The organism is Pseudoflavonifractor sp. MCC625 (genome assembly GCF_018784545.1).
Classification (GTDB): Bacteria; Bacillota; Clostridia; order Oscillospirales; family Oscillospiraceae; genus Pseudoflavonifractor_A; species Pseudoflavonifractor_A gallinarum.
The window spans coordinates 207235-219331 of record NZ_WQOJ01000048.1 but is presented as its reverse complement, the minus strand read 5'-3'; the positions used below and the strand labels follow the sequence as shown (position 1 = coordinate 219331).

The following is a 12097-nucleotide window of genomic DNA, read 5'->3' as shown; positions in this document are numbered from 1 at the left end:
GCCCTCCCGGTGGAGCGCAGCGTTTCTCTTAACTTCAACGGAGGAGGAACTCCCATGACGGAACAGGAAAAAATGGCCTCCGGCCTGCTCTACGATGCTACAGACCCCGCTCTCGAAGCACAGCGCAGCCGCTGTAAGGAGCTGTGCCACCAGGCAAACCAGATCCCCCCGCTCCAGCAGCAGGCCAGAAATGCCCTCCTGCGCACCATTCTGGGCCGCACCGGCACACACTTTACCATCGAACCCTCCTTCTGGTGTGACTACGGCTATCACATCACCCTGGGGGAGCACTTCTATGCCAACCACAATCTGGTCATTCTGGACTGCGCCCCGGTGACCTTTGGGGATAACGTCTTCATCGCCCCCAACTGCGGCTTCTATACCGCCGGACATCCCATGGACCCCGCCACCCGAAACGCCGGCCTGGAGTGGGCCAAGCCCATCACCGTGGGCGATAACGTGTGGATCGGCGGTGGAGTCACCGTGCTCCCCGGCGTCACCATCGGCAGCAACAGCGTCATCGGCGCTGGAAGCGTGGTGGTCCATGACATCCCGGAGGGTGTCGTGGCCGTGGGCAACCCCTGCCGCCCTATCAAACCGGTGGAAGGGTAAGATACCAAGAAAAAGAGAGAGGATCGTCCAAAAAGACGATCCTCTCTCTTTTTCTTCACTTTGGAGAGCGCACCCTCCCGGCGGGAGCACCGCTTTCTTTTCCGTAAGAAAGCGGCGGGAAGAACGGGCCGGGGGATAGTTCCCCCGGCGCCCCCTCAAAGTACGCCCCAACGGGCTGGGCTCAAGTCTCTGCGATTGCACAAGTCCGGTGAGCCAAAGGCAGAACCTTTCCGCCTGTCAGGTACTTGGTGAGCCTGGTGGTAACCTGACTGCTCTCTCCCGACGACAGTCGAAGTTGAGCGTTACCTAAAGTGCCAGACCAAAACCTCTCTTCAGCGGCGGAAAGCTTCCCCCGATATGGGTACGCACCTCTGCTGACGCTGGTCTCCCTTTTCCGCCGGGGATGCACTGAAGGGGAGGTCCGGAGGGGGGATCATTCCTGTTCCCCCTCCGGCGTTTTCTTTCCCCCCTCTTTCTTTTCGAAAAGAAAGAGGGGTTCCCGCCGAATAGGCGCGCCTCCTACCGGAACTTCCGGCTCTCGGCCACCGCCAGCTCATCGCAGCGGTTGTTGAAGGGATTTTCGGCATGGCCCTTCACCCAGTGGAGATGGACTGTATGATAGTCGCACAGGTCCAGCAGCACCGCCCACAGGTCGGAATTGAGGGCGGGCTTCTTGTCGGACTTTACCCATCCCCGGGCACGCCAGCCCTTGGCCCAGCCCTTTTCCAGGGCGTCCAGCACATATTTCGAGTCGGAATAGAGATCCACCTCACAGGGCTCTTTCAGCGCCTGGAGGGCCGTGATGACTCCGGTGAGCTCCATGCGGTTGTTGGTGGTCTGGGCCTCACCGCCGGAGAGCTCCTTCCTGTGGGGGCCATACTGGAGGATGGCCCCCCACCCGCCCGGTCCGGGATTTCCGGAACAGGCTCCGTCCGTATAGATGGTCACTCGCTTCATGAAAACTCCTCTTACAGATCCCGGAGGACCTCCTGCCGCTTCTGCTCATACTCCTCCGGGGTGATGAGCCCCTCGTCCCGGAGGGACTGGAGCTTGCGCAGGCGCTCCTCCGCCTGCTCCGGCTGTTCCGGGGCGGGCGGAGCGGAAGGCTCCACGGGGGCGGCCTGAGGTGCGGCGGGCTTTGCAGCGGCCGGAGCAGTGGGCGCATTCCGTCCCACCCGGCGGCTCTTGATGAGGGCCCGGTAGAGGTCCACCAGGGCAATGGCCCCGGCGGCCACCACCCACACCACGCCGAACATTCCCAGCTTAGGCACGCCGTAGATGGCGCCCAGTACGGCCAGCACCGCCATGATGAGCCCTTCCACCAGGGCCTGCTTGGCCCCCCGGCTCATGGTCTTCTTTTCACGCATATCCGATTACTCCTCCGTCTCCTGGGGAGCGGCCTCCGGAGCGCTCTCGCCCTCCTCACCGGCAGGCGGGAGAACGGTCTCCTCCTCCTCTTCCCGCTCGGTACGGGCGATGGAGATGACCTTCACGCCCTCGCTCAGATTCATGACCTTCACGCCCTGGGCGGTACGGGAATAGACGTTGATGCCCACGGCATGGGTGCGGATGATGGTGCCGTCGTCCGAGATGATGAGGATGTCGTCATTCTCGTTGACCACCTTCATGGCGGCGATGGGGCCGGTCTTGTCGGTGACCTGATAGCCCTTCAGGCCGTAGCCGCCGCGGTTCTGGGGTCCGTCGGCGCGGATATACTCGTCCATCTCGGTGCGCTTGCCGAAGCCGTTCTCGGTGATCATGAGCACCTGGTGATCCCGCTTGGCCCGGGCAGCCGCCACCACATAGTCTCCGTCCCGCAGCTTGATGCCGCGCACGCCGTAGGCGTCCCGGCCCATGCAGCGCACGTCGGTCTCCTTGAAGCAGATGGCCATACCCTCGTGGGTGACAATGAGCACTGCCTGCTCCCCGTCGGTCTCCCGCACGGCGATGAGCTCGTCTCCCTCGTCCAGGGTGATGCAGCGGATGCCCGCCTTGCGGGCGGTGTTGATGGAGGAGAGCTGAAGCCGCTTGACCGTACCGTTGCGGGTCACCATGACCAGATAGCGGTCCTCCGGGAACTCCCGCAGGTGAATCATGGCGGTGACCTTCTCGTCGCTCTCCACGGGCAGGACATTGACGATGTTGGTGCCCTTGGCGGTGCGGCCCGCCTCCGGGATCTGATAGCCCTTCTTCCGGTGGACCCGGCCCTTGTTGGTGAAGAAGAGGATGAAATCGTGGGTGGAGGCGGTGAACACGGTCTCCACCATGTCCTCCTCCTTGAGGGTCTGGGCCGAGATGCCCTTGCCCCCCCGGCGCTGCGCCCGGTAGGTGGAGGCGGGCAGACGCTTGATGTAACCGGCGGAGGTGAGGGTGAAGACGCACTCCTCCTCCTCGATCAGGTCCTCGATGTCGATGTCGTCCTCCACGAAGCCGATCTCGGTCTTGCGCTCGTCGCCATACTTGTTGCGGATCTCAGTGAGCTCCTCCTTGAGGACGCCCCGGAGCATCTGCTCGTTGGAGAGCAGGTCGTTGTAGTAGGCGATTTTCTTCATGAGCTCGGCGTACTCGTTCTCCAGCTTCTCCTTCTCCAGGCCCTGGAGCCGCTTGAGCTGCATGTCCAGGATGGCCTGGGACTGGACCTCATCCAGGCCAAAGCGCTCCATCAGGCGCTCTTTTGCGTTGTCATAGCTCTCCCGGATGATGCGGATGACCTCGTCGATGTTGTCCTGGGCAATGAGCAGACCCTTGAGGAGATGGGCCCGCTCCTCCGCCTTGCGGCGGTCAAAGATGGTGCGCCGGGTGATGACCTCCTCCTGGAAGGCGATGTACTCGTCCAGGATCTGGCGCAGGGTGAGGATCTTGGGCTGCTTCTGGTTGTTGACCAGAGCCAGCATGACGATGGCAAAGGTGGTCTGCATCTGGGTCTGGGCAAAGAGCCGGTTGAGCACCACCTGGGGATTGGCGTCCTTCTTGAGCTCGATGACGATGCGCATGCCCTTTTTGCCGTCCGACTCATCCCGCAGGCCGGAGATTCCCTCCAGGCGCTTGTCGTGGACCTGGTCGGCGATATTCTCCACCAGGCGGGATTTGTTCACCTGATAGGGCAGCTCAGTCACGATGATGCGGGTGCGGTTGTTGCCGAACTCCTCCATCTCGGTGCGGGCGCGCACCCGGATGTGACCCTTACCGGTGGCGTAGGCCGCCCGGATGCCGCTGCGGCCCATGATGATGCCCTTGGTGGGGAAGTCGGGGCCCTTGATGTGCTCCATAAGGTCGTCCAGCTCGGCTTCAGGGTTGTCCAGTACGCAGATAGTGGCGTCGATGACCTCACGCAGGTTGTGGGGCGGGATGTTGGTGGTCATGCCCACGGCGATGCCGGAGGAACCGTTCACCAGAAGGTTGGGGAAGCGGGAGGGGATGACCCGGGGCTCCTTCAGGGACTCATCAAAGTTGGGGTCCCAGTCCACGGTCTCCTTCTCGATGTCCCGCAGCATCTCATTTGCGATCTTTGCCATGCGGGCCTCGGTATAACGGTAGGCGGCCGGGGGATCGCCGTCCACCGAGCCGAAGTTTCCGTGGCCGTCCACCAGCGGATAGCGCATGGAGAAGTCCTGGGCCAGACGGACCAGGGCGTCATAGACGCTCTGGTCGCCGTGGGGGTGGTACTTACCCAGCACGTCACCCACGCAGGTGGCCGACTTCTTGAAGGCCTTGTCGCTGGTCAGGCCGCTCTCATACATGGAGTAGAGAATGCGCCGGTGGACGGGCTTGAGGCCGTCCCGCACGTCGGGCAGGGCCCGGCCCACGATGACCGACATGGCGTACTCGATGTACGCCTCCTGCATCTCATGCTCCAGATTGATCTCCACGATCTTCTGATCGGGAAAGGTGATATCTTTGGTCTGATAATCGTTATTGCTCGCCAAAAAGCTCAACTCCGTTCAAGAGATAGATGGTTCCGGCGGGGCTTTCCACCCCCCGCCGGGCTGGGCATCAGTAGTCCAGGTTCATGGCCTTGCTGGCATTGCGCTCGATATACTCCCGGCGGGGCTCCACCTTCTCGCCCATGAGGAGGGTGAAGATCTCGTCGGCCTTGACGGCGTCTGCCATAGTGATGCGCTTGAGGGTACGGGTCTGGGGGTTCATCGTGGTCTCCCACAGCTCATGGGGGTCCATCTCGCCCAGGCCCTTGAAGCGGCTGATCTCCACCTTCACGTTGGGATTGCCGCCCCGCATCTCAGCGGAGATGGCATCTCGCTCCTCATCGGAGAAGGCCACGCGGGTGGTCTTGCCCCGCACCAGCTTGTACAGGGGGGGCACAGCGGCGTACACATAGCCCTTGTCGATGAGGGGGCGCATGAAGCGGAAAAAGAAGGTCAGCAGCAGCGTGCGGATGTGGGCGCCGTCCACGTCGGCATCGGCCATGATGACCACCTTGTGGTAGCGGAGCTTCTCAGCGTCAAAGTCCTCCCCGATGCCGGCGCCCAGGGCGGTGATGACGGGGGTGAGCTTGTCGTTTCCGTAGACCTTGTCGGCCCGGGCCTTCTCCACGTTGAGCATCTTGCCCCACAGGGGAAGGATGGCCTGGAAGCGGGAGTCCCGGCCCTGCTTGGCGCTGCCGCCGGCCGAGTCACCCTCGACGATGTAGATCTCAGTGAGAGAGGCGTCCCGCTCATAGCAGTCGGCCAGCTTGCCGGGGAGGGTAGCCCCGTCCAGCGCGTTCTTCCGGCGGATGTTCTCCCGGGCGCGGCGGGCCGCCTCCCGGGCCCGGTTGGCGGTCATGGCCTTCTCCAGGATGATCTTGCCCACGGCGGGGTTCTCCTCCAGGTACTCGGCCAGACGGTCGGAGACGATGGAGTCCACCAGGGTACGGATCTCGCTGTTGCCCAGCTTAGCCTTGGTCTGGCCCTCAAACTGGGCGTTGGTGAGCTTGACCGAGATGACGCAGGTGATGCCCTCGCGGCAGTCCTCGCCGGAGACCTTGTCGTCGTTTTTCAGGATGCCTTTCTGCAGGCCATAGTTGTTGAGCACCCGGGTCAGAGCGGTCTTGAAGCCGGTCTCGTGCATGCCGCCCTCCGGGGTGTGGACGTTGTTGGCGAAGGAGACGATGTTCTCGTTGTAGCCGTCGTTGTACTGGAAGGCCACCTCGGCCATGGCGTCGTCCTTCTGGCCGGCAATGTAGATCACATCGCCGTGGAGGGGGGTCTTGTTCCGGTTGATGTAGGTTACAAACTCCCGGATACCGCCGGCGTAGTGCATGGTGTCTTCCTGCTCCTGCCCGGGACGCTCGTCCGCGGTGCGGATGCGCACGCCGGCGTTGAGGAAGGCCTCCTCCCGCATGCGGGTGTGGAGGATATCGTAGTCGTACACCGTGTCCTCGAACATCTCAGGGTCGGGCTTGAAGGTGACCACTGTGCCGTGGCGGTCGGTCTCCCCCACTACGGTCATGTCCTGGGTCACATGGCCCCGGGAGAACTTCATCTCATAGATCTTGCCGTCCTTGTGGACCTGGACCTCCAACCACTCCGAGAGGGCGTTGACCACGCTGGCACCCACGCCGTGCAGGCCGCCCGAGACCTTGTAGCCGCCGCCGCCGAACTTGCCGCCGGCGTGCAGGATGGTGAACACCACCTCCAGGGCGGGCTTGCCGGTCTGGGGCTGGACATCCACGGGGATACCGCGGCCGTTGTCGGTGACGCGGATCACGTCCCCCTCCTGGATGGTGACCGAGATATCGTCACAGTAGCCGGCCAGGGCCTCGTCGATGGCGTTGTCCACGATCTCGTACACCAGATGGTGCAGGCCGGAGGAGGAGGTGGAGCCGATATACATGCCCGGGCGCTTGCGCACCGCCTCCAGACCCTCCAGGACCTGGATCTCGGAGCCGGTGTACTCGTGGTCCACCTGGGTCGAATTCAGTTCCAGTTCTTCAGACATAATGTAAAACCTCCAGTTTGGGATGGGAAATAACAAAACACGGGAAGCGCTTCCGGGAGAGCTCCCCGGAATCGCGCTTCCGGATAAAAGGGGCGCGCCGCCCCGTTGGGGGCAGAACGGACCTCAGGTATCAAAGGTATTGCTCTCGGCCCGGCGCAGCAGTGTGGCCGGCGAGAGCTGGGAGATGTAGACGGTCCGCCTGCCGTCCCGTCCCACGCAGAGCACGAAGGACTTGGGCAGATCCTCGGACACGTTGACCACCCGTCCCTCCTTCTCGGCCCGGGTGAGGAAACTGCGGGTGCGGTGAGAAGCGGTGGTGTTGTCCAGATCAAAGATCCCCACCACGTCCCGGAAGGGGACCACCACGGACTGGCCCAGATGCAGATACACGGCGCTATTCCTCCTCTACAATTCGGGGACTCCAGCGGCGGCGGAAGATCCGCCAGCCCAGCGCCATGCCCAGCAGGGCAAAGAGGGCGGGCACGCCGGGAAACAGAATGATCTGGGTCAGAGGGGAGACCTGCTGGCTCTGCCAGAGGCGCCAGCGCCCTGCCCCGATGGCCCAGGCGATCCCCAGCAGCCCCAGGGGCGGAAGGAGGCGTAAGAGCCGCAGCAGACGCCATCCCCGTCCCGTCTCCCGCATGGTGAGGCGGCAGACGGTATATTCCAGCGCCGCCCCCAGCAGCAGGGGCAGCAGCGTAAAGAGCACTAGGATCATATTGCGTTCCTCTCTCCCGGCGGGGGCTAGTCGGCCAGCGCGCCGGCGCGGATGTGGAAGGTCCTCCCCTCCCCCAGGCCGTCCAGAGCCTCCTCCTCACAGCAGGTGATGAAGACCTGTCCGCCCCGGATGCGCCGGAGCACGAAGTCCCGCCGGCGCTGGTCCAGCTCGGAGAGCACATCGTCCAGCAGCAGCACTGGCCACTCCCCCATGTCCTCCTGGTGGAGCTCCCGCTCGGCCAGCTTGAGGGAGAGGGCCGCAGTGCGGGTCTGCCCCTGGGAGGCAAACTGCTTGGCACTGCGCCCGTCGATGGAGACCAGCAAGTCGTCCTTGTGGGGCCCGGAGAGACAGGTGCGGCTCTCCAGCTCGGCCCGGCGGTGGCTCTCCTGGTGCTCCAGCAGTCTGGGATAGATCTCCCGGGTGGGGATCAGGGGATCTTCCACCGTCTTGACCGTCTCATAGGAGAGGGTCATCTTCTCCCGCTCCCCCGAGAATTCCGCGTGGATGGGGGCGGCAAACTGGGCCAGCTTGCGGATAAAGTGGGCCCGGTAATGGATCAGGATCGCCCCGCAGCGGGCCATGCGGTCATTGAACTCGGGCAGCAGGTCCAGGAGGGAGGGCTTCTCCTCCCAGTCCCGGAGGATGCGCCGCTTGTGCTCGTGGAGACGGTTATACTCGGCCAGGGCGGCGGCATACCGGGGGCGCAGCTGGCAGAGAGACTGGTCCAGAAAACGCCTGCGCTCGGCGCTTCCGGCCCGGATGAGCATCAGGTCCTCCGGACAGAAGAGCACGGTGTGCAGCCGCTCGGATAGTTCCCCCGCCGTCTTGAGCCGCACGCCGTTGGAGGTCATCCGCCGGCGCCGGCCCCGGGTCAGCTGTACCTCCACCTTGAAGTCCCGCCCCCGGCTCTCCAGCTGGGCGCAGATGCGGGCGGAGGGAACGTCGAAGCCGATGAGCTCCCCCTCGCTCCTGGCCCGGTGAGAGGGCGCCCCGGAGAGGTAGCGCACCGCCTCCAGCAGATTGGTCTTGCCCTGGGCGTTCTCCCCGTAGATCACGTTGACGCCCGGGGCGAAGTCGGCGGAAAAGGAGCGGTAATTGCGAAACCCCTCCAGCTCCAGGGTGCGGACCATCATCGCACGGTCAGCCGGTCGTTCCGCAGCTCCACGGTGTCACCGGGGCGCAGCTTCTTGCCCCGCATGGTGCAGACCTCGCCGTTGACCCGCACCAGGCTGTCCTGGATCAGGTTCTTGGCCTCTCCCCCGGTGGACACGGCCCCGGCAAACTTGAGAAAGGCCTCCAGTTTGATGAATTCAGTGGTAATGGCTACTTCCTTTTCTTGCATGTGTGCTTCCTTTCTCCTGCACGGGACTGCATAATTATGCGCCCCGTGCGGCTCTCCCTTATTCCCCGGCCTTCAGGCGGACGGGCAGGACCATATACAGAAAGTTTTCTTCTCCCTCGGCGGGCAGGATCACGCAGGGGGACACGCTGGTGGTCAGCTCCAGCCGGACCCGGTCGGCGGGGGCCGCTTTCAGTGCGTCCATGAGATAGCGGTTGTTGAAGCCGATCTCCAGACCGCCGCCGTCCCCGTCGATGGGGCACTGGTCGGCTGCGTCTCCAATGGCCGTTTTTGTGCTGATTTTCAGCATATTTTGCTCAAAAACGCAGCGAAGCGGGCTTTTTAGTTTATCACTGATGATGAGGGAGACACGGTCGATGGAGGAGAGGAGGGCACGGGTGTCTCCCTCTACCTTGATGGAATTGTTGCGGGGGATGGCCTGGCGGTAGGCCAGGAATTCGCCCTCCAACCGGCGGGAGACCAGCATGGTCTCCCCCACTTTGAACATCACATGGCGGGCACCCTGGGTAATCGAGGCAGTTTCTTCCACATCGGAGCAGATTTTTTCCACCTCGGAGAGGGCGGCACCGGGCACAACAAAGGAAAATTCTTCCGCTCCTTCCTTTTTTTTGATACTCTCGTGCCGCAGGGCTAACCGGTAGCCGTCCACCGATACGATCGTGAGGCCGTCTTGGCTCACTTCAAAGAGGGAGCCGGTGTGGATGGGGCGGCTCTCGTTGTCGCTGACGGCGAAGAGGGTCTGGGAAATCATGGATTTTAGCTTATTTTGCCCAATTTCTAGGGAGTTTTGGTACTCAACAGTGGGAAGTTCTGGAAATTCCTCCGGGTCGGTGCCCAGAATGTTGAATTCGCTCATGCCGCATTTGATGTTGACCATATAGTGTTCGGCGGTAAATTCCACGATGTCGTCGGGGAGCTTACGAATGATCTCTCCAAAAAGACGCGCCCCCAGGACGAGGGTACCCTTGGCGCGGATTTCGGCGGGTACGGTGGTGCGGATACCGGTTTCCAGATTGTAGCCGGTGAGTCTGAGTTCCTGATCGGCTTCTAACAGGATACCTTCCAGAGCTGGAATGGAGCTCTTTGGAGACACAGCACGTGACGTTGTGCTGATGGCTGCCTGAAGAAGGGCTTTTTCGCAGGAGAATTTCATTGAGATGGGACCTCCGTTTCGGTGCTCCTGGCCTCCGATGGGGAGAAAAGGAGAGGGTAATAAGTTCGTAGTAATAGCAGTAGGGGAAAATTATGTGGAAAAGTGGATGTTTTGCTTGCGGCGCTAAGATTTGCCCGTCCACAGGGGGTGTGGATAAAAAAGGGTGCTTTCCACACCCTTTTCGGGCGGCCGCAGGTTTTCCACAGGGAATTGTCCACAAGCCCACAATTTGCGGTGGAGATGTGGAAAAGTGGAAAATTACCGCGGCGGCGGGCCGCCGCTCCCTCCACACAGTGGGTCTGCGGGGTGGAAAAGGCGGCTTTAATTGTCGTAGCGGGCGTTGATATTGGAGTTGAGATCTTTGATGATCTCGGCCACTTCGGGGTTGGTCTTCATGAGTTTTTCCACCCGGTCGATGGAGTGCATGACGGTGGTGTGGTCCCGGCCCTCAAATTCCTTACCGATCTCCTTGAGGGAGAGATTGGTCATGCGGCGGATCTGGTACATGGCGATCTGCCGGGCGAGAGCGGTATCCTTGGTGCGGCCCTGTCCCCGGAGGGCGTCGTTTTCGATGTTATAGAACTTACACACCTCTTCGATGATGACATCGGGAGAGGGGAGAAAATCGGCCTTGTCCTTGCACATGTCCCGGACGGCGCGGATGACGGTGTCCACGTCCACGCTCTCCCCCATCAGTTCCTGGAAGGCCAGGATCTTGTTGACGGTGCCCTCGATCTGGCGTACATTGGAGGTGATGTTGTCCGCGATATACTGAAGGACGGGCTCGGGCAGGTTCATGCCCCGGCGGATGGCCTTGTTTTTGATGATGGCCACCCGGGTCTCGTAGTCGGGGGGCTGGATGTCCACGGGCAGGCCCCACTCGAACCGGGTGCGCAGCCGGTCGTCCAGGCGCAGCATCTCCTTAGGGGGACGGTCTGCGGTAAAGACGATCTGGCGTCCGGCCTCATAGAGGGTGTTGAAGGTGTGGAACATCTCCTCCTGGGTGGACTCTCGTCCGGCGATGAACTGTACGTCGTCCATGAGGAAGACGTCGGCAGAGCGGTATTTCTCCCGGAATTCCTCGTTGCGGCCTTCCCGGATGGCCTGGACCAGCTCGTTGGTGAAGGTGTCCCCCTTCAGGTAGATGACCCGGAAGTCCGGGTGGTTCTGGTGGATCCGGTGGGCGATGGCGTAGAGCAGGTGGGTCTTGCCCAGGCCGGATTCCCCGTAGATGAAGAGGGGGTTATAGCTGTGGGCGGGGTTTTCGGCCACGGCCAGGGCAGCGGCGTGGGCGAATTTGTTGGAAGAGCCCACGACAAAGCGCTCAAAGGTATAGTCCTCGGTGCCGGGCATGAAGGAGCCGTCGTCCACCGGCTTGGCGGTCTCAGTGAACTCCTGCAGTTCCCCCTCGCCCAGGACCACCACGTCAAATTCGGAGGAAAAGAGCTCGTGGAGGGCCTTTTTGATGGAGGGAAGATAGCGGGAGAGGATGATGTCCCGCTTGAAATTGGAGGGTGTGTGGAGGACGAAGCGGTTGGCGTCCAGGGAGACGGCCTTGGCGTCGTCGAACCAGGTGTTGATGGTGGTGGCGGTCATGTCCGCCTCCATGAGGGAGAGTATTTTAGCCCAGACGTCCGCTGGAGAATTCATGAGTAAGACCACCCCTTGGGGGAGAAATGGGAGGGCCCGGAGGCCGGAAGGGTCCATTTCCCCAATTCTATATGTTGACATTTTATTATACCAGACAAACCGCAGCAAGGCAACGAGTTTTCCACATATACCTTTAAAATAATAAATAGGGTTGTGGAAAACTGGATCAGCGGGTACAAGATATAGCGTGGATGTGGAAAAGTGGAAAAAATGAAGCCCAAAAAGACAGAAAAATGGTGTTGACAGGGCATTTCTTCATACGCTATAATACAGATTGCACCATGTCCTTATCTGGTGTAAAGCATTTTTCCTTTTGACGACCGCGGCCGGAATCCGGCCGTTGTGGCGGGCAGGTGGAAAACCTGCCAGAATAAGTACAGGAGGTGTACCGGAAATGGTTCGTACCTATCAGCCCAAGAAGCGCCAGCGCTCCAAAGTGCACGGCTTCCGTAAGCGCATGGCCACCGCGAATGGCCGCAAGGTGCTGGCTCGTCGCCGCGCCAAGGGCCGCGCCCGTCTGTCCCACTAAGCTGGAACAGCTCGCGCTCCGGGAAACAAACGGCATAGCGTCATAACAAGGGGCGGGGGAGTTTCATCCCACCGCCCCTGCGTAGCATCATGGGGAAAAGAGGCTGGTCCTCCCTTCCCCGGGAAAGAAAAAAGGGGA

The 12097-nt window shown here is 61.7% G+C and carries 12 protein-coding genes; 2 read left to right on the top strand and 10 right to left on the bottom strand.

From position 1 onward, the window contains the following. The first annotated feature begins 54 nt into the window (after window positions 1-54). Window positions 55-612, top strand: coding sequence for a sugar O-acetyltransferase (locus tag GPK94_RS15415; protein WP_101692573.1), 558 nt, complete (start codon window positions 55-57; stop codon window positions 610-612). 519 nt (window positions 613-1131) lie between these two features. On the opposite strand, the gene rnhA is transcribed toward GPK94_RS15415, so the two are convergent. The 10 genes from rnhA to dnaA all read right to left on the bottom strand — a co-directional run bounded on the left by rnhA (window position 1132) and on the right by dnaA (window position 11430). Next, window positions 1132-1569 (bottom strand): ribonuclease HI, encoded by a 438-nt coding sequence (rnhA, locus tag GPK94_RS15410; RefSeq protein ID WP_215656211.1) that lies wholly within the window; start codon window positions 1567-1569, stop codon window positions 1132-1134. A gap of 11 nt (window positions 1570-1580) precedes the next feature. Next, window positions 1581-1979 carry an SHOCT domain-containing protein gene (locus tag GPK94_RS15405; protein ID WP_193535687.1) on the bottom strand — a complete coding sequence of 133 codons (399 nt, stop codon included), beginning with the start codon at window positions 1977-1979 and terminating at the stop codon, window positions 1581-1583. A gap of 6 nt (window positions 1980-1985) precedes the next feature. Further along, the gene (gyrA, locus tag GPK94_RS15400) at window positions 1986-4505 is read right to left on the bottom strand and encodes a DNA gyrase subunit A (RefSeq protein ID WP_215656256.1); all 2520 of its coding nucleotides are present in this window, start codon (window positions 4503-4505) and stop codon (window positions 1986-1988) included. Between the two features lie 100 nt (window positions 4506-4605). After that, window positions 4606-6549, bottom strand: a complete 1944-nt coding sequence (gene gyrB / locus GPK94_RS15395; protein WP_101692570.1) for a DNA topoisomerase (ATP-hydrolyzing) subunit B — start codon at window positions 6547-6549, stop codon at window positions 4606-4608. A gap of 123 nt (window positions 6550-6672) precedes the next feature. After that, window positions 6673-6939 carry an extracellular matrix/biofilm biosynthesis regulator RemA family protein gene (locus tag GPK94_RS15390; protein WP_101692569.1) on the bottom strand — a complete coding sequence of 89 codons (267 nt, stop codon included), beginning with the start codon at window positions 6937-6939 and terminating at the stop codon, window positions 6673-6675. Window positions 6940-6943: 4 nt separating this feature from the next. Continuing rightward, window positions 6944-7267: a Tat pathway signal protein gene (locus GPK94_RS15385; protein ID WP_101692568.1), complete on the bottom strand. Its 324-nt coding sequence runs from the start codon at window positions 7265-7267 to the stop codon at window positions 6944-6946. A 26-nt stretch (window positions 7268-7293) separates the two neighbouring features. Further along, window positions 7294-8400 carry a DNA replication/repair protein RecF gene (gene recF, locus GPK94_RS15380; RefSeq protein WP_101692567.1) on the bottom strand — a complete coding sequence of 369 codons (1107 nt, stop codon included), beginning with the start codon at window positions 8398-8400 and terminating at the stop codon, window positions 7294-7296. Continuing rightward, a complete protein-coding gene (locus tag GPK94_RS15375; RefSeq protein ID WP_101692566.1) occupies window positions 8397-8609 on the bottom strand; it encodes an RNA-binding S4 domain-containing protein in 213 nt (70 codons plus the stop codon). Before GPK94_RS15375 ends, recF begins: the two co-directional genes overlap by 4 nt. A 58-nt stretch (window positions 8610-8667) precedes the next feature. Beyond that, on the bottom strand, window positions 8668-9780 hold the full coding sequence (gene dnaN, locus GPK94_RS15370) for a DNA polymerase III subunit beta (protein WP_215656210.1): 1113 nt from the start codon (window positions 9778-9780) through the stop codon (window positions 8668-8670). Window positions 9781-10101: 321 nt separating this feature from the next. Beyond that, window positions 10102-11430 (bottom strand): chromosomal replication initiator protein DnaA, encoded by a 1329-nt coding sequence (gene dnaA, locus GPK94_RS15365; protein WP_101692564.1) that lies wholly within the window; start codon window positions 11428-11430, stop codon window positions 10102-10104. A 394-nt stretch (window positions 11431-11824) separates the two neighbouring features. On the opposite strand from dnaA, the gene rpmH reads away from it, so the two are divergent. Beyond that, complete coding sequence (gene rpmH / locus GPK94_RS15360) at window positions 11825-11959, top strand: 50S ribosomal protein L34 (protein WP_087261554.1); 135 nt, start codon at window positions 11825-11827, stop codon at window positions 11957-11959. The last annotated feature ends 138 nt before the right edge of the window (window positions 11960-12097 follow it).